This is a genomic window from Lysobacter avium (assembly GCF_015209745.1).
Classification (GTDB): Bacteria; Pseudomonadota; Gammaproteobacteria; order Xanthomonadales; family Xanthomonadaceae; genus Novilysobacter; species Novilysobacter avium.
In genome coordinates this window covers 1,478,229-1,500,852 of the sequence record NZ_CP063657.1, presented here as the reverse complement: position 1 = coordinate 1,500,852, position 22,624 = coordinate 1,478,229, and the positions used below count along the sequence as shown (strand labels likewise).

General features: G+C 66.0%; 23 protein-coding genes. 17 read left to right on the top strand and 6 right to left on the bottom strand.

The window, feature by feature from the left end; translation table 11 throughout:
• Positions 1 to 49: 49 nt before the first annotated feature.
• The gene (trhA, locus tag INQ42_RS06815) at positions 50 to 715 is read left to right on the top strand and encodes a PAQR family membrane homeostasis protein TrhA (RefSeq protein WP_194033618.1); all 666 of its coding nucleotides are present in this window, start codon (positions 50 to 52) and stop codon (positions 713 to 715) included.
• 40 nt (positions 716 to 755) lie between these two features.
• Positions 756 to 2,435, top strand: a complete 1,680-nt coding sequence (locus INQ42_RS06810) for an ABC1 kinase family protein (protein ID WP_282435703.1) — start codon at positions 756 to 758, stop codon at positions 2,433 to 2,435.
• A 21-nt stretch (positions 2,436 to 2,456) separates the two neighbouring features.
• Here the strand turns inward: INQ42_RS06810 and INQ42_RS06805 are convergent, their stop codons facing one another.
• The 3 genes from INQ42_RS06805 to INQ42_RS06795 all read right to left on the bottom strand — a co-directional run bounded on the left by INQ42_RS06805 (position 2,457) and on the right by INQ42_RS06795 (position 4,187).
• Positions 2,457 to 3,044: a DUF4136 domain-containing protein gene (locus INQ42_RS06805; RefSeq protein WP_228064297.1), complete on the bottom strand. Its 588-nt coding sequence runs from the start codon at positions 3,042 to 3,044 to the stop codon at positions 2,457 to 2,459.
• 73 nt (positions 3,045 to 3,117) lie between these two features.
• Positions 3,118 to 3,894 (bottom strand): lipoate--protein ligase family protein, encoded by a 777-nt coding sequence (locus INQ42_RS06800; RefSeq protein WP_194033616.1) that lies wholly within the window; start codon positions 3,892 to 3,894, stop codon positions 3,118 to 3,120.
• On the bottom strand, positions 3,891 to 4,187 hold the full coding sequence (locus INQ42_RS06795; protein WP_194033615.1) for a biotin--protein ligase: 297 nt from the start codon (positions 4,185 to 4,187) through the stop codon (positions 3,891 to 3,893). The genes INQ42_RS06800 and INQ42_RS06795 overlap by 4 nt, the downstream gene beginning before the upstream one ends.
• A 243-nt stretch (positions 4,188 to 4,430) precedes the next feature.
• Here INQ42_RS06795 and sstT point away from each other — a divergent pair, with 243 nt between their 5' ends.
• On the top strand, positions 4,431 to 5,705 hold the full coding sequence (gene sstT, locus INQ42_RS06790; protein WP_194033614.1) for a serine/threonine transporter SstT: 1,275 nt from the start codon (positions 4,431 to 4,433) through the stop codon (positions 5,703 to 5,705).
• Between the two features lie 23 nt (positions 5,706 to 5,728).
• Here sstT and INQ42_RS06785 read toward each other — a convergent pair whose 3' ends face one another.
• Positions 5,729 to 7,198 carry an acetyl-CoA hydrolase/transferase family protein gene (locus INQ42_RS06785; RefSeq protein WP_194035793.1) on the bottom strand — a complete coding sequence of 490 codons (1,470 nt, stop codon included), beginning with the start codon at positions 7,196 to 7,198 and terminating at the stop codon, positions 5,729 to 5,731.
• A 233-nt stretch (positions 7,199 to 7,431) separates the two neighbouring features.
• Here INQ42_RS06785 and INQ42_RS06780 point away from each other — a divergent pair, with 233 nt between their 5' ends.
• The 5 genes from INQ42_RS06780 to INQ42_RS06760 all read left to right on the top strand — a co-directional run bounded on the left by INQ42_RS06780 (position 7,432) and on the right by INQ42_RS06760 (position 13,409).
• Positions 7,432 to 7,968 carry a hypothetical protein gene (locus INQ42_RS06780; protein ID WP_194033613.1) on the top strand — a complete coding sequence of 179 codons (537 nt, stop codon included), beginning with the start codon at positions 7,432 to 7,434 and terminating at the stop codon, positions 7,966 to 7,968.
• Positions 7,969 to 8,247: 279 nt separating this feature from the next.
• A complete protein-coding gene (gene nirK, locus INQ42_RS06775; protein WP_194033612.1) occupies positions 8,248 to 9,621 on the top strand; it encodes a copper-containing nitrite reductase in 1,374 nt (457 codons plus the stop codon).
• 162 nt (positions 9,622 to 9,783) lie between these two features.
• Positions 9,784 to 11,568, top strand: coding sequence for a DUF885 domain-containing protein (locus tag INQ42_RS06770; RefSeq protein WP_194033611.1), 1,785 nt, complete (start codon positions 9,784 to 9,786; stop codon positions 11,566 to 11,568).
• Between the two features lie 48 nt (positions 11,569 to 11,616).
• The gene (locus INQ42_RS06765) at positions 11,617 to 13,182 is read left to right on the top strand and encodes a phospholipase D family protein (protein WP_194033610.1); all 1,566 of its coding nucleotides are present in this window, start codon (positions 11,617 to 11,619) and stop codon (positions 13,180 to 13,182) included.
• Entirely contained in the window at positions 13,179 to 13,409 is a 231-nt protein-coding gene (locus INQ42_RS06760) for an oxidoreductase-like domain-containing protein (RefSeq protein ID WP_407070757.1), read from the top strand. The genes INQ42_RS06765 and INQ42_RS06760 overlap by 4 nt, the downstream gene beginning before the upstream one ends.
• A gap of 1 nt (position 13,410) precedes the next feature.
• On the opposite strand, the gene INQ42_RS06755 is transcribed toward INQ42_RS06760, so the two are convergent.
• On the bottom strand, positions 13,411 to 13,878 hold the full coding sequence (locus INQ42_RS06755) for an FKBP-type peptidyl-prolyl cis-trans isomerase (protein ID WP_194033608.1): 468 nt from the start codon (positions 13,876 to 13,878) through the stop codon (positions 13,411 to 13,413).
• A gap of 163 nt (positions 13,879 to 14,041) precedes the next feature.
• On the opposite strand from INQ42_RS06755, the gene INQ42_RS06750 reads away from it, so the two are divergent.
• From INQ42_RS06750 to INQ42_RS06740, 3 genes are read left to right on the top strand one after another with little or no spacing between them, the layout of a single operon-like run.
• A complete protein-coding gene (locus INQ42_RS06750) occupies positions 14,042 to 14,644 on the top strand; it encodes a trimeric intracellular cation channel family protein (protein ID WP_407070805.1) in 603 nt (200 codons plus the stop codon).
• Between the two features lie 60 nt (positions 14,645 to 14,704).
• Positions 14,705 to 15,307 carry a tetratricopeptide repeat protein gene (locus tag INQ42_RS06745; protein ID WP_194033606.1) on the top strand — a complete coding sequence of 201 codons (603 nt, stop codon included), beginning with the start codon at positions 14,705 to 14,707 and terminating at the stop codon, positions 15,305 to 15,307.
• 34 nt (positions 15,308 to 15,341) lie between these two features.
• Positions 15,342 to 15,707 carry a DUF6164 family protein gene (locus INQ42_RS06740; protein ID WP_194033605.1) on the top strand — a complete coding sequence of 122 codons (366 nt, stop codon included), beginning with the start codon at positions 15,342 to 15,344 and terminating at the stop codon, positions 15,705 to 15,707.
• On the opposite strand, the gene yczE is transcribed toward INQ42_RS06740, so the two are convergent.
• Entirely contained in the window at positions 15,655 to 16,302 is a 648-nt protein-coding gene (gene yczE, locus INQ42_RS06735) for a membrane protein YczE (RefSeq protein WP_194033604.1), read from the bottom strand. The two genes, INQ42_RS06740 and yczE, sit on opposite strands and share 53 nt — an antisense overlap.
• A gap of 122 nt (positions 16,303 to 16,424) precedes the next feature.
• On the opposite strand from yczE, the gene INQ42_RS06730 reads away from it, so the two are divergent.
• From INQ42_RS06730 to tadA, 6 genes are all read left to right on the top strand, one after another.
• Entirely contained in the window at positions 16,425 to 16,934 is a 510-nt protein-coding gene (locus INQ42_RS06730; protein WP_194033603.1) for a DUF1993 domain-containing protein, read from the top strand.
• Between the two features lie 37 nt (positions 16,935 to 16,971).
• Complete coding sequence (moeB, locus tag INQ42_RS06725; protein WP_194033602.1) at positions 16,972 to 18,108, top strand: molybdopterin-synthase adenylyltransferase MoeB; 1,137 nt, start codon at positions 16,972 to 16,974, stop codon at positions 18,106 to 18,108.
• Positions 18,109 to 18,146: 38 nt separating this feature from the next.
• Complete coding sequence (gene folD / locus INQ42_RS06720) at positions 18,147 to 19,058, top strand: bifunctional methylenetetrahydrofolate dehydrogenase/methenyltetrahydrofolate cyclohydrolase FolD (protein WP_194033601.1); 912 nt, start codon at positions 18,147 to 18,149, stop codon at positions 19,056 to 19,058.
• A 61-nt stretch (positions 19,059 to 19,119) separates the two neighbouring features.
• Complete coding sequence (gene guaB / locus INQ42_RS06715) at positions 19,120 to 20,577, top strand: IMP dehydrogenase (RefSeq protein WP_194033600.1); 1,458 nt, start codon at positions 19,120 to 19,122, stop codon at positions 20,575 to 20,577.
• 5 nt (positions 20,578 to 20,582) lie between these two features.
• Positions 20,583 to 22,151 carry a glutamine-hydrolyzing GMP synthase gene (gene guaA, locus INQ42_RS06710; protein WP_194033599.1) on the top strand — a complete coding sequence of 523 codons (1,569 nt, stop codon included), beginning with the start codon at positions 20,583 to 20,585 and terminating at the stop codon, positions 22,149 to 22,151.
• Positions 22,148 to 22,615: a tRNA adenosine(34) deaminase TadA gene (gene tadA / locus INQ42_RS06705; RefSeq protein ID WP_194033598.1), complete on the top strand. Its 468-nt coding sequence runs from the start codon at positions 22,148 to 22,150 to the stop codon at positions 22,613 to 22,615. Before guaA ends, tadA begins: the two co-directional genes overlap by 4 nt.
• Positions 22,616 to 22,624 lie beyond the last annotated feature (9 nt).

Genomic DNA, 22,624 nt, shown 5'->3' with positions numbered 1-22,624 from the left:
GTAACTGGCATGACCCCCGCTTCGCGTAAAGGGCGCTAGCATTGCCGGCATGCGTGCAAGCTCACCCACCGACTCTTCTTCCACGTCGCCGCCGGTGCCGGCATCCGAGGAGTTTGCCAACGCGCTGACCCACGGGCTTGGCGCGACTGCCGCGCTTGCCGGCGGCGCCGTCCTCATCACCCTGGCTGCGATGTGGGGAGATGCATGGCAGCTGGCGAGCGCGATCGTGTTCGGTGCGTGCCTGCTGCTCCTCTACATCGCCTCGACCCTTTATCACGCGGCGCGCCACCCGGTGGCGAAGGCCAGGCTGAAGGTGCTCGATCACTGCGCGATCTACCTGCTGATCGCCGGCACCTACACACCGTTCACTCTGATCGGCCTGCGCGGTCCATGGGGCTGGTGGCTTTTTGGGGTGATCTGGACCCTGGCAGCAGCGGGTGTGGTGTTCAAGCTGTTCCTCACCGGCCGCTACAAGCGACTGTCCACGATGATCTACATCGCGATGGGCTGGCTGGTGCTGGTGGCGATCAAACCGATGTGGGGCGCGCTGGATGGCTGGACGCTGGGCTGGCTGCTGGCGGGCGGCATTTTCTACACCGCCGGCACCGTTTTCTACCACCGGCCGGCGCTGAAATACTCGCATGCGATATGGCACATGTTTGTCCTCGCAGGCAGCCTGTGCCACTACATCGCGGTAGTGGCGCACATCATCTGAGCGCCGCGGCGTCCCGCGGACAACCGGAGTTAGACGCATGTTGTGGGAAGGACTCAGCGCTACCAGAGACCTGGGGCGGGTGTACGAGATCGCCTCGATACTGATCCGCTACGGATTCGGCGACATGGTCGGACGACTCGGACTGGCTCCCGTGCTGGCCAGGGCGGGGCGGGTGCTGCCGCTGGGCCACATGGAGGAACTGGTTGCGCTGCCCACGCCGGTGCGGGTGCGCCAGGCGCTGGAGGAAATGGGGCCGAGCTTCGTCAAGCTGGGCCAGGTGCTGGCGACGCGCGTGGACCTGTTCCCACCCGAGTGGATCACCGAGTTCGGCAAGCTGCAGAACCAGGCACCGGAAGTGCCGTACGAGCTCATCCGCCAGCAGATGCTGGAGGACCTGGGCGCGTCGCCCGAGGCCGTGTTCGCATGGCTGGACCGGACGCCGTTGGCTGCCGCATCGATTGCACAGGTCCATCGCGCGCGCCTGCACGACGGCACGGAAGTCGTGGTCAAGGTGCGCCGCCCCGGCATCAAGCCGGTCGTGGAAGCGGACATGCGCCTGTTGCAGCGCGCGGCGCAGGCGATGGAAGCGCGCTTCGAGGAACTGCGCCAGTTCCAGCCCAGCGCGATGGTCCGCCAGTTCAAGGTATCGCTGGGCCGTGAGCTCGACCTGGCGGCAGAGTGCCGTCACGCCGAGCGCATCGCCGCCAGCTTCGCCGGGTCCGATGAAATCGTGGTTCCCGCGGTGCATTGGCAGTACACGGGTCCGCGCATGAACGTGCAGGACTTTGTCGACGGCGTGTCGCTGTCGAACATGGCGGCGGTCGATGCAGCCGGGCTGGACCGTAAGCTGATTGCCCGGCGCGGCGCGAACGCGGTGTTGAAGATGATGTTCGAGGACGGCTTTTTCCACGCCGACCCTCACCCGGGGAATGTGTTTGTGCTGCCCGGCAATCGCATCGCGTTGATTGACTACGGCATGGTGGGGCGCCTGTCGGATGCCCGTCGCAACCAGGTGGTCGGGCTGCTGGATGCACTGGTGATGCGCGACGCCGCGCGCGTCACCGACGTGATGCTGGAGTGGGCGACCCAGCCCAACGCGGACGAGTCGCAGATGGCGCTGGACGTGGACGCGCTGGTGGACCAGTACCACGGCGTGGCGCTGGGCCAGCTCAACCTGGCGACGATGCTGATCGACGTGACCGTCCTGCTGCGCGCCAACCGGCTGGCACTGCCGGCCGACCTGGCGCTGATGATCAAGGTGTTCGTGACCCTGGAAGGTCTCGGCCGCAGTCTGGATCCGGATTTCGACATGGCCAGCGAGGCGGCGCCCTTCCTGCGCCGGGCCATGCTGCAGCGCTACCGTCCGGCGACCGTGCTGCGCGACGGCATTCGGACCCTCGCCGACACCGCTGAAATCATGTCGGTTTTGCCACGCGACATCCGCCGGCTGCTGCGTTCCGCGCGACGCGGCAACATCAAGCTGCACGTGGATATCGACCATCTGGAGGACTTCGGCACGCAACTGAACCACTCGGCGAACCGGTTGACGGTCGGCGTCGTATTGGCCGCGCTGATCATCGGATCATCGATAACGCTGACGGTGGGCGGAGGGCCCACGCTGCTGGGTCTGCCCGCCTTTGGACTGCTGGGCTTCGTGGGCGCCGCCATTGCCGGCGCCTGGCTGGTGGTGTCAATCTGGCGCAGCGGGGGCGGCAGGTAGATCGGAACTTCGACGTGTCCCTCAGGGCGCGCCGCGGTACGGATACTTGGCAAAAATGGCACTGATCGCCTGATCCGCGGAGGCCACGCGTTCCTGCGGGGTCTTCTGGGTCACCCGACCGATCGCGTCGCCGCTCCATACCAGCCGGTTGCGGGCCGCGTCGACCAGATCCACGGTCAGCGTGCCTTCCGTGTACTGGTTCACGCGGGTCTCGTCATACCAGACCGGATAGGCGTAGTAGGCACGGGCCCGGTAGCTGTAGAAGTACTGGATGTCCGAGCGCGGAATGTCGTAGACATCCGTTTTTTCCCGGATCACGCCCTGGAAGTTGACCAGCAGATCGGCCTTGTCGGGGCTGAACCGATATCCCCGCGCGTCCATTTCCCGGCGCACCGCGTTCTTGATGTGATCCGACAGGTAGGTGGTGTAGCCGGATTGCTCCATGGCCAGAGGCTGATAGAACCCGTAGGTGCGGTACTGGGAGAAGTCGGCGGTCGGATCGGCGTCGGTGCGGATCCGCGGTCCCGTCGAGCAGGCGGCAAGCAGGGAAACAAGCGTCAGCCCAATCAGGGCGCGCCACCACAATGAGGACATCGTTGCTGTTTTCATGCTCGTTTCCTCGCGTTTGGCCTGTGGCGACCGTAGCAGCGGCAAACCCTGCAATGCGTGAAAATTCCAGTGCTCAGGGAACCACCGCGGTCCACTCCGGGGTTTGGAACTTGTCGTTTGCCAGTTGCATCGCCTGGCCCAGTTCATCCGGGGTGAGGTGGTCGTCACGCAGGCCGTGGTTGCGGCGGAAGGTGGAGATCATGCGCTCGATGACGTCCCCGCGCGGCAATCCGGTCTGGCTGCGCAGGGGGTCGACCCTCTTGGCTGCGCTCGCGGTGCCCTTGTCGGAGAGCTTCTCGCGCCCGATCCGCAACACCTCCAGCATTTTGTTGGTGTCGATGTCGTAGGCCATGGTCACGTGGTGGAGCACGGCGTTGCCCTTGCGCGCCTGCGCGGCCCCCGCGATCTTGCCGGCCGGGGAGGTGATGTCGTTGAGGGGCTGGTAGCTCGCCGCTACGCCTAGTTCGCCCAGCGCCTCGATCACCCAGCGGTCCATCAACTCATAGGACTGCTGGAACGACAAGCCCTCGACCAGCGAGAGCGGGCCGCAGATGGAGTAGGTGATGGTGTTGCCCGGCTCGATGAACATCGCGCCGCCGCCGCTGATACGCCGCACCACCTGGATGCCGTGACCAGTAGCCGCGGCGCTGTCGACCTCATTGCGCAGGGACTGGAAGCGGCCGATGACGACCGCGGGATCGGCCCATTCCCACACCCGCAAGGTGGGGCGGCGCCGACCGGCGGACACCTCATTGGTCAACACTTCGTCCAGCGCCATGTGCATCGCCGGCGACTGTGCTTCGGTGTGGATCAGTTGCCAGTCGTGCTCGTGCCATTCGGTCCGGCTCATGGCGTGCGCTCCCCGTTGAGCGCGCGATCCACTGCGATGGCGACGCCCTTCGGGCTGATGCCGTACAGCGAGGTGCCATCGCCCAAAGCGGTATGGACGGTCGTTGTCCAGGCATCAACGCCGGCGTCGGCGCGGGTGCCGGACAGGGCGGTGTTGATCACGTCCAGCGCAGAATCGGGCTCCAGGAAGAAGTCGCCGCTCACGCGAACTTCCGTCAGCAATCCGTCCGAAACCGCCAGGTCGACCACCACCAGCTTCCCGCCGGGCTCCTTGTACTCGCCGTGTTTGGACATGGACTCCTCGCTTTAACCGCCGCAAGCGTGGCTGAGGCAACCATCCTCGTCTGCGCGGGCGTCGGGAGCAATGACGTGGATCATTCGATCTGCGAGTGGGGTGCGGGCGCGTGCTGCGTGTAACGGTGATCACGATTTACCCGCAAACGGCCAAATCATCGGCGCGGTCGGCGACAATCGATGCTTCGTGCGCGGCGCTTGTTGTTGCCGGTACGAACGCCTTCCGCCCCCGGACCTCACGCCATGACCGAACCCAGCCCTCCCGACAACCGTCTGCCACCGTCGCTCCCCGGAAAGGCGTCTCAAGGCCTGCTGGCTCGGTGGACCCAAACCAGTCTGGTGCTGCGGATCGTGATCGGACTGATCGCCGGCACGCTGCTTGCGCTGCTTGCGCCCTCGGCGGCGATGGCGGTCGGCCTGCTGGGCACCGTGTTCGTCTCGGCACTCAAAGCGGTCGCGCCGATTCTGGTGCTGGTGCTGGTGGCCGCGTCCATCGCCAACCACCGCCAGGGCCAGAAGACCCATATCCGTCCCATCCTGGTGCTGTACCTGGTCGGCACGCTCGCTGCCGCGTTGGTCGCGGTGGCAGCCAGCTTCATGTTCCCTGTAACGCTGCACCTGGGCGTCGCCGGTGCAGGCGATTTGAGCCCTCCGGGCGGTATCGGCGAGGTGTTGCGCAACCTCCTGCTGCAGCTCGTAGACAATCCGATCCACGCGCTGCAGGCGGGCAATTACATCGGCATCCTGGCCTGGGCCGTCGGCCTTGGCGTCGCGCTGCGCTACTCTGCCGACAGCACCCGCACGGCTCTTGCGGACCTGTCGGATGCAGTGACGCGGCTGGTCCGCGCCGTCATCCAGCTGGCGCCAATAGGGATCTTCGGCCTGGTCGCCGAGACGATTGCCGCCACGGGACTGTCGACATTGCTTGATTACGCGCAGCTGTTGGCCGTGCTGCTGGGATGCATGCTGTTTGTTTCCCTGGTAGCCAACCCACTGATCGTGGCCCTGGTCATCCGCAGCAATCCTTATCCTCTGGTCCTGCGCTGCCTGCGCGAGAGCGGAATTACCGCGTTCTTCACCCGCAGCTCGGCGGCAAACATTCCGATCAACATGGAGCTGTGCCGGAAGATGGGCCTGCATCGCGAAACCTATGCGGTCTCGATCCCGATCGGGGCGACCATCAACATGGCCGGCGCGGCGATCACCATCACCGTGCTGACGCTGGCAGCGGTGCACACCCTGGGAATCCCGGTGGACATGCCGACCGCGCTGCTGCTCAGCGTGGTCGCCGCGGTCGCGGCGTGCGGAGCCTCAGGTGTACCGGGCGGCTCGCTGCTCCTGATCCCGCTTGCCGCCGGACTGTTCGGCATATCCGACGACCTCGCCATGCGCGTCGTCGCGATCGGATTCATTGTCGGCGTGGTGCAGGACTCGGCCGAGACCGCGCTGAACTCCTCCACCGATGTCCTGTTTACCGCGGCCGCCTGCAAGCGGGCGGAGGCCCGCGCAGGCCGCTGACACGAGTCAAATTGCATCAGCCGTCAGGGCAGCATGCTGCCCGTATCAATAAAGCGCTGGTGCCACGACAAGGCCTCGGGCAGCAGATGCGGGGTGTGCTTGGCGTAGCTGTCGCGGCAGGCGCGGTCGAAGTAGTCCTGCAGCATCGGCTTGAAGTCCGGGTGGACGCAGTTCTCGATGATGACCCGCGCGCGCTGCTTGGGCGCCAGGCCGCGCAGGTCCGCGAGGCCCTGGTCGGTGACCACGACCATCGTGTCGTGCTCGGTGTGGTCCACGTGGCTGACCATCGGCACGATCCCGGAGATCTTGCCGCCCTTGGCCGTGCTGGGTGCCATGAAAACCGACAGGTAGCTGTTGCGCGCGAAGTCGCCCGAGCCACCGATGCCGTTCATGATCTGGCTGCCGGCGATGTGGGTCGAGTTGACGTTGCCGTAGATGTCCGCCTCGATCATGCCGTTCATGGCGATGCAGCCGAGCCGCCGGATGATCTCCGGGTGGTTGGAGATCTCCTGCGGACGCAGCAGGATGCGCCTGGAATAGAAATCGACATTGGCGTTGAACTCCTCGATCCCGGCCGGGCTGAGCGAGAACGAGGTGGCCGATGCCATCCGCAGAACGCCCTCCTTGATCAGCTGCAGCATGCCGTCCTGGATGACCTCGGTGTAGGCCGATAGTCCGTTGTAACCGCCGGTCGCCAGTCCCGCCAGCACCGCGTTGGCGATGTTGCCAACGCCCGACTGCAGCGGCAGCAGCTTGTCGGTCAGCCGGCCGCGCTTGACCTCGCGGCCGAGGAAATCCAGCAGGTGGCCGGCGATCCGCTGCGACGCTTCATCGGGTGGGTTGAATGGCGAGTTGCGGTCCGGGTCGTTGGTCTCAACCACGGCGATGACCTTGTCCTGGTCCAGGCGGAACCAGGGCTGGCCGATGCGGTCATCGGGATGCAGCAGCGGGATCGGCTTGCGGTCCGGGGGCAGGGCAGTGCCGTAATAGATGTCGTGCATGCCCGCCAGCGCCTCGGGCTGCCAGCGGTTGACCTCCAGGATGACCTTGTCTGCCCGTTCGAGCCAGGTCATGTTGTTGCCCACCGACGACGACGGAATCAGGCTGCCGTCCTCGCGGATGCCGGAGACCTCCACCACCGCCACATCGATCTTGCCGAAGAACCCGAACCAGGTGTGCTGGGCGACGTGGCTCAGGTGGATGTCGATGTACTCCAGATTGCCGGCGTTGATGCGCTCACGCACCGCCGGGTCGGACTGGTAGGGCAGGCGCAACTCCATGCCTTCCACCCGCGCCAGCGCGCCGTCCAGCTCGGGCGCCGTCGACGCACCGGTGAGGACCTTGATTTTGAAGGGATGGCCTGCCGCCGCCGCGGTCTCCATACGGGCGGCCAACGCCTGCGGAACCGCCTTGGGGTAGCCGGCGCCGGTGAATCCGCTCATGGCGACGGTCATGCCGGGCTGGATCAGTTCAGCCGCCTGCGCCGGACTCATGATCTTGTCGGCCAGGCCGGGGTGGAGGATGCGTTGGGTCACGGTTGCCTCGGAGGAAAGCTTTCGGGGGTCACCTCGATTTTACTCGAAGGCTTGGAAGCCAACAGGAACGCACTGCCTCACCCTGAACACATGGCGTTCGGGGACCACACATCGCGAAACGCCATGACAAGGATCAAGGCCGTGCACGCGGGAGACGTTACGGTAGGGAGGTCATTTACAGGAGACAGTTCATGAAACGCAACTCTCTATATGCCGGCGTCGCCTCAGCCCTTCTCGCCCTCGCCGTTGCAGCGTGCGGAAGCGATCCAGCGCCCCCGGCGCAAGCCGACACGCCCCCGACCACCCAAAGCGAGGCGCCGGTCGCGGCTGACGCGCACGATGCCCATGACGAGCACGGCCCGCGGCCGGTGCTTGCCGAAGGACAGCGCTGGGAGACCGATGCGCCACTGCGCAAGGCCATGAGCGGGATCCGCGATGACGTGGCCAAGAACCTGCCGGCCTACCACGAGTCCCGCCTGCAAGCGGCGGACGCCGAAGCGCTGGCCGCCTCCGTCCAGGACAACGTGAACTACATGATCGCCAACTGCCAACTGGAACCCGAGCCCGACGCCGTGCTGCACGTGATGATCGGGGAGATGATGGGCGCGGCGACGGCACTGCGCGAAGACCCCGCATCGGCCGAAGGCGTACCCCGCCTGGTCTCGGTGGTGAACGACTACGAGGCCACCTTTGACCACGAAGACCTGGAGCCGTTGACGCACGACTGAGCCTGTGAAGCCATCAGGCGCTTCAGCGACGACGAATCGAACGCCGCACAGCCTGTACCCGGGTGCGGACTGATCCGGGCCACGCAAAACACTCCGTGTTCCTTTCCGCCGCCCCGGATCCGGGGCGGTTTTGCGTTGGCCGCATCGGTTTTCCTACGGCAGTGAAGACCAACATACGGTTGCGTTTGGTCTGGCTTGACCCACGTCATGGAGGGGTGGTCACGCACTGTCTATCGTGCCGGCCAACGAAGCATTTTGCTGACTGGAAGGAAGACTGGAATGAAAGAGCTGGTGTTGCTGTTCGCCCTGGCCGGAGCTGCCGGGTTTGTGCCGCAGGCCATCGCCGCACGTTCGGCCGACGTCACCCCGGTGGCGGACGTCACTTTTACGTTGCGCACCGCGATCGACAACGGACAGTTGGTGTTCGTCGGCAACGCTGGCGCGATCAAGGATCAGGTGAATCCGGAACTGAAAGTGCCCGAAGGAGCGGTGGTCGCGATCACCGTGGTCAATGGCGACGGGGCGATGCACGACATCTCCGTTCCGGCATTCGATGCCCATTCCGACCAGCTGGTTGGTGAAGGCTCATCGACCACCATCGTGTTCCGCGCCGGCAAGGCGGGCGCGTTCGAATATGTATGCACGATCCCCGGTCACAAGGCGGCGGGCATGTTCGGCAAGCTGACCGTGGGCGATGTCGCCGACGTCGTGAGCACCGCCGTAGACGTGGCCAAGGACCCGTACCAGGTCGGCGAGCCGGTCGGCGACCGCGCGGCCAAGCACATCACCTACGACCTGCTCACCACCGAGGTCGAAGGCCAGCTTTCGGACGGCAGCACCTACCGCTACTGGACCTTTGACAGCACGGTGCCCGGCCCGCTGCTGCGGATCAGAAAGGGCGATACCGTCACCATCAACCTGAAGAACGCCGAGGACAGCATCAACATCCACTCGGTCGACTTCCACGCCGTCACGGGTCCGGGCGGTGGCGCGGTGGTGACCCAGGTCGCGCCGGGGCAGACCAAGAGCTTTACCTTCAAGGCGCTGCATCCCGGACTGTTCGTCTACCACTGCGCCACGCCGATGATCGCCCAGCACATTTCCAACGGCATGTACGGGATGATCTTGGTCGAGCCCGAGGGCGGATTGCCGAGCGTGGACCGCGAGTTCTACGTCATGCAGGGCGAGCTCTACACCGCGCAGAAGCACGGCTCCAGCGGCCTGCAGGAGTTCTCGGTGGAGAAACTGCTCGATGAGCGGCCAGAGCACCTGATGTTCAACGGCAGCATGAACGCGCTGACCAAGACCTTCGACATGCAGGCGAACGTCGGCGAAACCGTGCGCATGTTCTTCGGCGTCGGCGGTCCGAACCTGACCTCCAGTTTCCACCTGATCGGTGAAGTGTTTGACCGCGTCTACGACCTGGCGTCTTTCACCAGCCCGCCGCTGACCGATGTCCAGACCACGATCGTACCGCCTGGCGGAGCGACCATGGTGGAGTTCAAGGTCGACTATCCGGGCCGCTACCTGCTCGTCGACCACGCCCTGTCGCGGGCCGAGAAGGGCCTGATCGGCTTCCTGAATGTGAAGGGTGAAGCGGACAGCTCGATCTTTGACAGCCGCGAGAAGAGCGACCCCGCATCGGGCCACTGAGGCAGGGAATAAAATGAAGGCGGGCCATTGAGGCCCGTCTTTTTTTGTGCGTGTTTGCCCCGCGTGCCTGACCAACGGCACGTTCGCTGCGTGCCGGGGCCGCTACGATGTTGGATTGGCCGTTGCCCATCCGGTGACGGCACGCCGATGCGGAGCACCAGTATGCGCAAGACCAGCCTTTCCCTGATCATCGCTGCCAGCCTGGCGCTGGGCGCCGGCGCCCTGACGGGGTGCCAGACATCTCCAGCAAACGCGGGCAGCAGCGCTGCTACCGTGAACGCGGATTTTGCAAAGGTCGCCGAATCGCTGCTGATGCGCGGCCTGGAGCGCAGTCCGGAATCTTCGATCTACGCCGGTCGCTACGACAACGCGGCGACGCTCACAATTCCAGACGCCCGGCAGCGCGCCGCCGACCTGGCGTTCGCGAGGGCAGGGCTGCAGGAGCTGGCCGCGTTCGACCCGGCGCAACTGTCGCCGGCGCAGCGCATCGACCACATGCTGCTGAAGAACCGCTACGAGGCAAGCATCTGGTACCAGGAGACCTTCCGCGACTGGCAGTGGAATCCCTCGCGCTACAACATCGCCGGTCCCATCGGCCTGCTTCTCAACACTCCGTACGCCGACGAGGACGAGCGCCTGCGCACCGTCATGGCACGGCTGGAGCACGTCCCGCAGTACTACGCCGCCGCACGTGCCAACATCGCCGACCCGACCGCGGAGCACGTCGAACTCGCGATCGTGCAGGGTCGTGGGTCGCTCAGCGTGCTCGGTGATCCGCTGCGCAAGCAGATCGCCGATTCGGGTCTTAATGCCGCCGAAAAGGCCACGTTCAACGCGCGCATCGACACGGCCCGCGCCGCGATCGGCGAATGGACCGGCTGGCTGGAAGGCGTGCAGGCCCAACAGGTCGCCGCCGGCAAGGCCCGCTCCTTCCGCATCGGCGCCGAGCAGTACGAGCGCAAGTTCGCCTACGACATCCAGTCGCACTTCACCGCCGCCCAATTGCACCAGCGCGCGGTGGACGAGAAGAACCGCCTGCACGGGCAGATGGACAAGATCACCGTGGAGCTGTGGCCGAAGTACTTCGCCGGTACCGCGATGCCCGACGACCGCCTGCAGCGGATCGGGATGATGATCGACAAGCTCTCAGCCCGGCACGTGGCGCGCGATGAGTTCTTCGACGAGATCAAGCGCCAGATCCCGCTGCTGGCAGAGTTCGTCCGCAAGCACGACCTGCTCGACCAGGACACCAGCCGTCCACTGGTGGTCCGCGAGACGCCCGAATACATGCGCGGCGGTGGCGCCGGCGCCTCGGTCAGCGCGCCGGGCCCGTTCAATCCGACTGCCAACACCTACTACAACGTCAGCCCGCTGGATGACTACAGCGACGAGCAGGCCGAGAGCTTCCTGCGCGAGTACAACCACTGGGTCCTGCAGATCCTCAACATCCACGAGGCGATCCCGGGCCACTACACCCAGCTGCTGCATGCCAACAAGAGCCCGAGCCTGGTCAAGAGCCTGGTGGGCAACGGCGCGATGATCGAAGGCTGGGCGGTCTATGCCGAGCGGATGATGCTGGAAGCCGGCTGGGGCGAGCAGGCCCCGGAGATGTGGCTGATGTACGGCAAGTGGAACCTGCGCGTGGTCACCAATGCGATCCTGGACTACGAGGTCCACGTGGAGGGCTTGAGCGAAGCCAAGGCGCTCGACCTGCTGCGCCGCGAGGCCTTCCAGGAAGAGACCGAGGCGGTCAACAAGTGGCGCCGCGTCCGCCTGTCGCAGGTCCAGCTGACCTCGTACTTCACCGGCTACGCGGAAATCTACGACTTCCGCGAGCAGCAGAAGCAGCAGCTGGGCGAGGACTTCGACCTGAAGACCTTCCACAACCGCTTCCTGAGCTACGGCAACGCGCCGGTGCCGGCGATCATGCAATTGATGGCGGAGTAAGCCGACAGATCGCTGCGAGGGCCGCGTGACCTCCTACAATGGGAGGTCATGATCGGAAAAAGACACGTATTCAGGTGGCCGACGATCCTCGCCACGCTGGGGCTGCTGGTCGTGGCCCTGGCGATTAGTTCACGGCTCCCCTCTCTGGAGGGGCGGTCGCAGTCTGCGCGGCTTGCCGACTCCGCCGACACGCTGCTGGGCAAGGGCATCCAGCCATTTGCGCGGGCAAACCCCGGGCTTTCCGGCGTGCTGCCGTTGTCGCGCGGCGACGACGCGTTCGCGGCCCGGGTTGCGCTGGCGGAAGGCGCGGAGCGGACACTGGATGTCCAGTACTACATCTGGCGCAACGACATGTCGGGGACCTTGTTGCTGGAGGCACTGCACCGGGCCGCGGACCGTGGTGTCCGGGTCCGGCTGCTGCTGGACGACAACAACACGCCGGGGCTCGATCCGCTGCTGGCAACGCTGGATACCCACCCGCTGATCGAAGTGCGGCTGTTCAACCCCTTCCCGCACAGGAACTGGCGCTGGCTGGATTACCTCACCGATTTTGCGCGCCTGAACCGGCGCATGCACAACAAGTCCTTCACCGCAGACAACCAGGCCACGATCATGGGCGGGCGAAATGTCGGCGACGAGTACTTCGATGCCGGCGATGGCGTGCTCTTCGTCGATCTGGACGTGCTGGCGGTGGGACCGGTGGTGGACGAGGTATCCCGCGACTTCGATCTCTACTGGGCGAGCGAGTCCTCCTATCCGCTGCGGGGGCTGGTGCCCGCAGCACCGCCGGGGGCGCTTGATGCGCTCGCTGCCGCGGCGTCGGTGGTGGAGCGCGATCCGGCCGCGCGTGCGTATCTGCGTGCGCTGGATGATTCACCCTATCTGCAGGCCCTGGCGAGCGGCGACCTCGGCCTGGAATGGGTGCCGGTGCAGCTGCTCAGCGATGATCCGGCCAAGGGGCTCGGGCGCGCGCCGCGCGAGAGCCTGCTCTCGGAGCGACTGCAGCAGGTCATCGGGACCCCCGACGCGGAATTGCAGATTGTCTCGGCCTACTTCGTGCCTACTGCATTCGGGGTCGACTATCTGGCCGGGCTGGCCGGAGAGGGCGTAAAGGTGACGGTGCTGACCAACTCGCTCGCCGCCACGGACGTGACGGCGGTCCACGCCGGCTACGCCAAACGCCGCAAACCGCTGCTGGATGCGGGCATCACCCTTTACGAGATGAAGCCGGAAACGGCGGATGTGCCGATAGTGCGGCGCAAGCTCACCGGCAGCTCGGCGTCCAGCCTGCATGCAAAGGTGTTCGCTGCCGACCGTCGCCGCGCCTTCATCGGTTCGTTCAATTTCGACCCGCGCTCGGCCAACCTCAATACCGAGATGGGGCTGGTGGTGGAGAGCTCCGCGATCGCGTCGGGCGTTGCCGACAGGTTCAAGCAACTCGTCCCCGCCAGCGCGTGGCTGGTGCGACGGGGGACGCATGGCAAGCTGGTTTGGGTCGAGCAGGGCGACAACAAGGATGACGACCGCGTTCTGACGGAGGAGCCGGGCAATGGCTTCTGGCTGAACGCGGCGGTCAGGGGGATGGAAGCGCTGCCGATAGAATGGCTGTTGTGAGCAAGCCGACTACTGAAAACGACGTGCGGCTCGAGCTCCTGCCGCTTCCGACCCCGGTCGCAGCGGAGGACCCGCCGCCGGTAGAGCCCGAGCGCCCACTCCCGATGGAGTGCTGCGACAGCGGCTGCGACAGTTGCGTCCACGATGTCTACGCGGACGAGGTGCAGCATTACAGGGAGCTGCTGGCCGCGTGGCAGGAGCGCAACCCTGGCCGCTCACCCGGCTGAATCAGTTGCTGTCGACGTCGCCCTTGGTCAACTCGCCGAGCGTCGCCTCGCGAACATCCACCACGCGCAGGTCGAAGTGCAGCGTCTTGCCGGACAGTTCGTGGTTGCCATCGACGGTGATCCGTTCCCCATCCACCTTCAGGACCGTGGCAAGCACCGGACCCTGCGCGGTTTCCGTCAGGAACTTTGCGCCCGTCTTCAGCATGTCCAGGTCCTCGAATGCGGACAGCGGAACGGTCTGGACCAGGTGTTCGTGGCGGGGGCCGTAGCCTTCCTCGGGCGGCACCACAGCCTTCAGTCGATCCCCCGGCTTCGTGCCAGCGAGCGCTTTCTCCAGCCCGGGCATGAGCTTGCCAGCACCATGCAGATAGACCAGAGGCTCCACTGCGTAGGACGAATGGACCAGCGTGCCGTCGTCGACGGTCAGCGTGTAGTGCACCGTCGCAACACGGCGGTCGGCAATTTCCATGGGATTCTCAAGCGCGGTGCGCCGCAGTGGCGGGACCGGCAGGCTAGGGGAAACGCCTTGCCGGCCGCAAGCCCTCAACGGTGCGCCCAGCACGCCACGGCGCCCACCGCGTGGCATCCTGTTGGCCCATTTTGAAAGTGACCGTGAATTGGCCCTCAATACGATCATCACCACGATCGACCTGATAGGAACCTTCGCCTTTGCAATCAGCGGTGCGACGGTGGGTGTCCGCAACCGCCTGGATATTTTCGGCGTGCTGGTGCTCTCGTTCGCGGCCGCCACCGCCGGCGGCATCACCCGCGACCTGATGATTGGCGCCACCCCGCCGGTGGCGCTGGCCAACTGGCACTACCTGGCGGTCAGCTGCCTCGCAGGGATCATCACGTTCTATCGCTACAGCGATATCGAACGCCTGCGCAACCCGGTGAGGCTGTTCGATGCCGCAGGCCTGGCGCTGTTCGCGGTGATCGGCTCCTTGAAGGCGCTCGACCACGGGCTGGGACCGGTTGGCGCGGTGCTGCTGGGAATGCTCAGCGGAATCGGCGGCGGTATCGTGCGCGACGTGCTGGTGGCCCGCACGCCGGTGGTATTCCAGTCCGACCTGTATGCGATCGCTGCGATGCTGGGCGCGATCGTGGTGGTGGTTGGCGTCGCCCTGCAGCTGCCGGCGGTCCCGGTCATGGTTGCCTCCGCGGCGGTGTGCTTCGGACTGCGCTACATGGCGATCCGCTATGACTGGCACCTGCCGGTCGCGCCACCCTCGTGATTTTCGCGTGAAAATGCTATGTTTCCTGCGGCCGAATCGGCCATGTTCGAGGATGTGACGATGAACGAATCCACTCACACGCGTGGTTTGGGGTGGGTTCTCGGCGCGGCGCTTGTGGCGATGGCCGGCTCGGGTTGTGCGACCTTGTCAAACGCCGCCGCGCCAGGCTATGCCCAGAGCATGACCGCGGCGGAGACAGCGCTTCGCGGCGATGATGCGGCAGCCGCGATCCAGGCGTACCACCGCGCCGCGGATGCGGCGCCGGAGCAGTCGCTGCCCTGGCTGCACATCGCCGAGATCCAGGCCGGGCTGGGGGATTGGCCGCAGGCCATTGCGGCATCACGAGAAGTGCTGGAGCGCAATTCCGAGGACGCGACCGCCCGGGAGTTTTATCTGCGCGGCAGTATCCAGCTCGCCAATGATGCGTTGCAGTACCTGCCGGAAGATGAGGCCAGGTCGCGCGAGATTGCCGGGGACCTGCTTGCCAGCCTGATCCGCGAGCTCGGCGATGAGGCGATTCCCGCCGAGGTGCGGACCCGCCTCGAAGCTGGCGTGCAAGCGCGCCCGCGCCGATCCAGCGCGCGCCCCGGATCGCCGAGGCCAACACCAAGAACGCCCGGGAAGACGGCGGCGGACCCGCTCGAGGTGTTGGGCGGCGGTTGAGCCGCAACCGCGCGTCGGGCGGTATCATCGGCGGATGTCGAAACTGCTGCTCAACCTGCGCCTGGTCCTCGAGGATGAAATCGAGGATGTGCGCGCCATGCTCGATGAGAATCGCATCGAGTACTACGAAACCAAGCCCAGCCGCTGGGGCATTTCCCATGGCGCGATCTGGCTGTCCAATGACGACGACCTGCCGAGAGCCAAGCAGCTCATGGCGGTTTACCAGACGGGACGCCAGGCGAAGGCACGCGCCGAATACGAGGCCGGCCAGCGTGACGGCACCGGGGAGACGTTCGCCGATGTCTGGCGCCGCGAGCCGATGAAGGTCGTGCTGGCCGCCGCGGCGGTTATCGTATTGCTGGGCCTGGTTGCTCTGCCGGCGGTTCTGTTGCGGGGATGACGCGCGGCGCCGGCGACGGGCGCTGGAACCATGGCAGCATGAGCTGGATCAGCGGGCCGATCAGCAGCATGTAGAGCAAGGTGCCTGCACCGAGCGTGCCGCCCAGCAGATAGCCGGTCGCCAGCACGCTGCCCTCGATGAGCGTCCGCACGAGTCGCACCGAGCGACCGGTGCGGCGCACCAGTCCAGTCATCAGGCCGTCGCGCGGACCGGCGCCGAAATCCGCACCCAGGTAGGCTGCAGTGGCGGCGCCGTTGAGCACGATTCCCCCGCCCAGCAATGCCATGCGCATCGCCGGCCCGGCGCCGGCGACCAGTTGCCCCAACGGTTCCAGCACCGCGTCGAACGTCAGTCCGATCAGGATCGCGTTGCAGATCGTGCCGAAGCCCGGCTTCTGGCGGATCGGGATCCACGCCAGGAGCACGGCAAAGCTCACCGCCACCGTCACCCGGCCCATCGGCCAGCCGCCCTGCAGCGAGATTCCCTGGTGCAGCACGTCCCACGGCATCAGGCCGTAGTGGGACTGCAGCATCATCGCCATCGAAAGCCCATAGGCGGCGAGTGCCACGAACAACTTCAGCAGGCGATAGGGCATCTGGCACGGCAGCGGAGCGGGGCAGCCAATTCTAAAGGCTCACCCCCGCCAATGCCGTCACGGCCACGCGTGCGCTCGGCGAACGGCTAACATCACCGGTTCCCCCCGCAAGAGGTTCCGCCATGTCGATTTCCATGTACGCCGCATCCGTTCCCGTATTCAGGCAGATGCTGGGCAGCCTGGTCGCCATCGTCGGCAAGGCCGAGGCCTACGCGGCGGATCGCAAGATAGAGCCGGCGGTGCTGCTGCAGTCGCGTCTTTTCCCCGACATGCTGCCGCTGGTCCGCCAGATCCAGATCGCGTGCGATTTCGCCACCGGCGTGACCGCCCGCCTGGCCGGAGAGGACGTACCCGCCTATGACGACCAGGAGCAGGGGTTCGAGCAGTTGCGCGATCGGCTGCAGCGCACCCTCGCGTTTCTCGACGGCTTTGATGCGGCGCAGTTCGAGGGCAGCGAGCAGCGCGAGATCCTGACCCGCCCCGGCACCCCGAAGGAGCGTCGCTTCAACGGCCAGGACTACCTGCTGACCTACGGCCTGCCACAGTTCTTCTTCCATGTGACGACGGCCTATGCGCTGCTGCGCCACAACGGCGTGGAAATCGGCAAGCGTGACTACATGGGCGCCTACTGACCGCCTGCAACCGCGACCAAAGCGGATAATGGCGGCGATGGAAGCACCGATTCTCACGCCCAGACAGGCGCATGCGCGTCAACAGGCCGGTGCCATCCTGGTGGACACCCGCGAGGCGCACGAACGCTCCACAGGCATGGCCGCGGCGGCGCTTGGCGTTGCGGGTCCCGACCTGGAGTCGGCGCCGGGCGAGGTGATTCCGTGCCTGGATTCCGAAGTCCTGCTGATCTGCGAGGTCGGGGCGCGCTCGCTGGCGTCTGCGCGGGCGCTGGCTGCGGCGGGCTACTCCAACGTCGGTTCCGTGGAAGGCGGCACCCGGCGTTGGCGCGCCGACGGCCTGCCGATGGCGGAGCCGCAAATCGATCCGGATGAGCGCGACTTCAACGAGCGCTATTCGCGCCACCTGCTGCTGCCGGAGGTCGGGGCGGCAGGCCAGCAGCGTCTCGGCGCAGCGCGCGTCGTGCTCGTGGGCGCCGGAGGGCTGGGTTCGCCGTCGGCGTATTACCTTGCCGCCGCGGGTATCGGTCAGCTGGATATCGCCGATGACGACGTTGTCGATCGCAGCAACCTGCAGCGCCAGATCCTGCACACCGAGGCCCGGATCGGCATGGCCAAGGTCGAGTCGGCCGCCATCGCCCTGTCGGCATTGAACCCGCGGCTGCGGGTCAACCCGGCCGCCGTGCGGGTGACCAGCGACAACGTCGAAGCGCTGATCAGCGAAGCCGACGTCGTCCTTGACGGAGGCGACAATTTCGCCGTGCGCTACCTGCTCAACGATGCGTGCGTGAAACTCCGCAAGCCGCTTGTGTATGGCGCCGTGCATCGATTCACGGGACAGGTCAGCGTGTTCGACGCCGGTCGCCACCGCGGCCGCTATCCCTGCTACCGCTGCCTGTTCCCGGAGCCGCCTTCACCCGAGGACGCCCCCAACTGCAGCGAGGCCGGCGTGTTGGGGGTATTGCCGGGGGTGATCGGCATGCTCCAGGCAACCGAGGCCATCAAGCTGATCCTCGGCATTGGCGAGCCCCTGCGCGGCCGGCTGCTCAATTTCGATGCCATGCGCATGCGCTTCCGCGAGACGCGCCTGTCGCCGGATCCGGCGTGCCCGGTGTGCTCTCCCGGAACGCCCTTTCCCGGGTACATCGACTACGCGGCTTTCTGCTCGGGCAACTGAGCCGCACCGCGGAATCGTTGGAGGCAAGATCGGCGATAATGTCCGGCCACGTCACCCAGGTCCTGCTTTTGAACACTGACGCCAGCCCGCCCACCGCCCGCATCCTGGATGGCAAGCGCATTGCCGAGGACCTGCTGGACAACCTCAAGGCGCGTGTCGACGTGCGTCTGGCGGCGGGCAAGTCGGCGCCGGGGCTGGCCGTCGTTCTGGTCGGCGGCGACCCGGCGTCGGCGGTGTACGTGCGCAACAAGCGGCGGGCCGCGCGCAAGGTGGGAATCCGCGCGGTGGACTTCGATCTGCCGTCCGGCACCACGGATGACGAGCTGCTGGAACTGATCGACCGTCTCAACGCGGACCCCAATATCCACGGCATCCTGGTCCAGTTGCCTTTGCCGGACCGCCGCGATGCGAGCGCATTGATCCACCGCATCTCGCCCGGCAAGGACGTGGACGGCTTTCACCCCGAGAACGTTGGTCATCTGGCCCTGCGCCAGTTCGGCCTGCGGCCGTGCACGCCGCGTGGGATCACCACTTTGCTGGCCTACACCGACCGCCCGGTGCGCGGCGCCAGCGCGACCATCGTCGGCGTCTCCAACCACGTCGGCCGGCCGATGGCGCTGGAGCTGCTGATCGCCGGCTGCACGACCACCTGCTGCCACAAGTTCACCCCGCAGGACGTGCTCGAAGCGTCGGTCCGCAGCGCCGACATTCTGGTCGTAGCCGTGGGTCGCCCGCAGCTGATCCCCGGCGAGTGGGTGAAGCCCGGTGCGGTCGTGATCGATGTGGGCATCAACCGCCTTGATGACGGGCGCCTGGTCGGCGATGTCGGCTTCGAGGCGGCCGCGCAACGTGCCAGCTGGATCACCCCGGTCCCGGGCGGCGTGGGACCGATGACCGTGGCGACCCTGATGCAGAACACCCTGGAAGCCGCCGAGGCGGCTGACAGCTGAGCGCGATGGGATCGCTGCGAAAGCGGTACAATGGCGCGCTTCACCTATTCCGGTTCCGACCATGTTGCGCATCCAGGCTGAAGCTCTCACCTACGACGATGTTTCGCTGATTCCGGCCCACTCGACGGTCCTGCCGAAGGACGTCAACCTGGCAGCCCGATTGACCCGTGACCTGGGCTTGCGCCTGCCGATACTCTCGGCCGCGATGGACACCGTCAGCGAGGCGCGCCTTGCCGTCGCCCTGGCCCAGCTGGGCGGAATGAGCATCATCCACAAGAGCATGACCGTGGCCCAGCAGGCCGCCCACGTCGCCCAGGTCAAGGGCTTCGAGGCCGGCGTGATCCGCGCGCCGTTCACCGTCAGTCCCGACACCACCATCGCCGATGTGCTCAACCTCACCCGCGAGCGCAACATCTCCGGCGTGCCCGTGGTCGACAGTGGCCAGCTGGTCGGCATCGTCACCAGCCGCGACATGCGCTTCGAGACCAAACTGGACGATCCGGTGCGCCACATCATGACGCGCAAGGACCGGCTGATCACCGTCAAGGAAGGCGCCAGCGACGAGGAAGTCATGGGCCTGCTGCACAAGCACCGGATCGAGAAGGTGCTGGTGGTCAATGATGCCTTCGAGCTCAAGGGCCTGATCACCGTCAAGGACATCCAGAAGAAGACCGACAATCCCAACGCTGCCTATGACAGCAGCGAACGACTCCTGGTCGGCGCCGCGGTGGGTGTTGGCGGCGACACCGACGCGCGCGTGGAAGCGCTGGTGGCTGCCGGAGTGGATGTGGTCGTGGTGGACACCGCCCACGGCCATTCGCAGGGCGTGCTGGACCGGGTGAAGTGGGTCAAGAAGCACTTCCCGCAGTTGCAGGTCATCGGCGGCAACATCGTCACCGGCGACGCCGCGCTGGCGCTGATGGACAACGGCGCGGACGCGGTCAAGGTGGGCGTGGGTCCAGGCTCCATCTGCACCACCCGCATCGTAGCCGGCGTCGGCGTGCCGCAGATCTCGGCCATCGACATGGTCGCCGAGGCCCTGCAGGACCGCATTCCCCTGATCGCCGATGGCGGCATCCGCTACTCCGGCGATATCGGCAAGGCGCTGGCCGCCGGGGCCTCCACAGTGATGATCGGGAGCCTGTTCGCCGGCACCGACGAGTCGCCCGGCGACAGCGAACTCTTCCAGGGTCGTCATTACAAGAGCTACCGCGGCATGGGCAGCCTGGCGGCGATGGAGACCGGCTCCAAGGACCGCTATTTCCAGGACTCCTCCGATGCCGACAAGCTGGTGCCCGAAGGGATCGAAGGCCGCGTGCCGTATCGTGGCCCGCTGCGCAATATCGTCCACCAGCTGGTGGGCGGCCTGCGCGCGACCATGGGTTACGTGGGGTGCGCGACCATCGAGGAAATGCGCACCAAACCGGAGTTCGTCAGCGTGACGTCAGCAGGCTCGCGCGAGAGCCACGTCCACGACGTGCAGATCACCAAAGAGCCGCCGAATTACCGGGTGGGCTGAAGACGATGACCGACATCCATAGAGACAAGATCCTGATCCTCGATTTCGGGGCCCAGTACACGCAGTTGATCGCGCGTCGCATCCGCGAGCTCGGCGTGTATTGCGAGATCTGGGCGTGGGACCACGACCCCGGCGAGATCGAGGGATTCGGTGCCAAGGGCATCATCCTGTCGGGCGGTCCCGAGTCCACGACGCTGGAAGGATGTCCGCAGGCGCCGCAGGAGGTCTTTGATTCCGGCCTGCCGCTGCTGGGCATCTGCTACGGCATGCAGACGATGGCCAAGCAGCTGGGCGGCGATACCGAGGCCGCCGACCAGCGCGAGTACGGCCATGCCGAGGTCGCGCTGGTGGCGCAGGACCGTTTGCTGGACGGTCTCAAGGACCATCCCGGCTCGCCGCCACGGCTGGACGTGTGGATGAGCCACGGCGACCACGTCTCCAGGGCGCCGGAGAGCTTTGTCGTTACCGCGCGCACCGACCGCGTGCCGGTGGCGGCGATGGCCAATGACGAGCGCCGCTGGTACGGCGTCCAGTTCCACCCCGAAGTCACCCACACCAAGCAGGGTGGGGCGCTGCTGGAACGCTTCGTCACCGATATCTGCGAATGCCAGACGCTGTGGACGCCGCAGCAGATCATCGAGGACCAGGTCGCCCGGGTCCGCGAACAGGTCGGCGGTGACGAAGTCATCCTGGGACTGTCGGGTGGCGTGGATTCGTCTGTTGTCGCGGCCCTGTTGCATAAGGCGATCGGCGACCAGCTGACCTGCGTGTTTGTCGACACCGGGCTGCTGCGCTGGCAGGAAGGCGATCAGGTGATGGCGACGTTTGCCGAGCACCTGGGCGTCAAGGTCATCCGTGTGGACGCGGCCGATCGTTATTTCGCCGCGCTCGCAGGCGTCACTGATCCGGAGGCCAAGCGCAAGATCATCGGCAACCTGTTTGTCGAGATCTTCGATGAACAGTCCGGCAAGCTGGCGAATGCCAAATGGCTGGCCCAGGGCACGATCTATCCCGATGTTATTGAGTCGGCCGGTGGCAAGAATGGCAAGGCCCACATGATCAAGAGCCACCACAATGTCGGTGGCCTGCCCGAGCATATGAAACTGGGCCTGGTCGAGCCGCTGCGTGAGCTGTTCAAGGACGAGGTCAGGCGGATGGGTGTGGAGCTGGGTCTTCCGGCCTCGATGGTGTACCGCCATCCGTTCCCCGGCCCCGGCCTGGGCGTACGGATCCTGGGCGAGGTCAAGCGCGAGTATGCCGAGCTGCTCGCACGCGCCGACCACATCTTCATCGATGAACTGCGCAAGGCCAACCTGTACGACAGGACCAGCCAGGCGTTCGCGGTGTTCCTGCCGGTCAAGTCGGTCGGCGTGGTGGGTGATGCGCGGGCCTATGAGTGGGTCATCGCGCTGCGTGCGGTGGAGACGATCGACTTCATGACGGCGCACTGGGCGCACCTGCCTTATGATTTTCTTGGGCGTGTATCCAACAGGATAATCAACGAGTTGCGTGGTGTTTCTCGCGTTGTTTATGACATCAGTGGAAAGCCGCCCGCAACGATCGAGTGGGAATGAGCGACGACCAGCGCTGGATGCGCCACGCGCTGGCGCTGGCGGACCGCGCCGAGCGCGAGGATGACGAGATCCCGGTGGGCGCTGTGGTGGTCGCCGCGGACGGCTCGCTTCTGGGCGAGGGCTGGAACCGCAACATCACCGAGCATGATCCCACCGCACACGCGGAGATCGTGGCGATGCGCCAGGCCGGATTCCGCCTGGCCAACCACCGCCTGCTGGGATGCACGGTCTATGTGACTCTGGAGCCGTGCGCGATGTGCGCGATGGCCATGGTGCATGCGCGGGTTGCGCGGGTGGTCTATGGCGCCGCCGACCCGAAGACCGGCGCCGCCGGTGGCGTCTTCGACCTGCTGACCGACCCGCGCCACAACCACCGGGTGGAGGTGGAGGGCGGCTTGCTGGGTGAGGAGGCGGGCGCGCGGCTTACCGCTTACTTCCGCCGCAAGCGTATGAAGTCGTCGTAAGGCGGTATT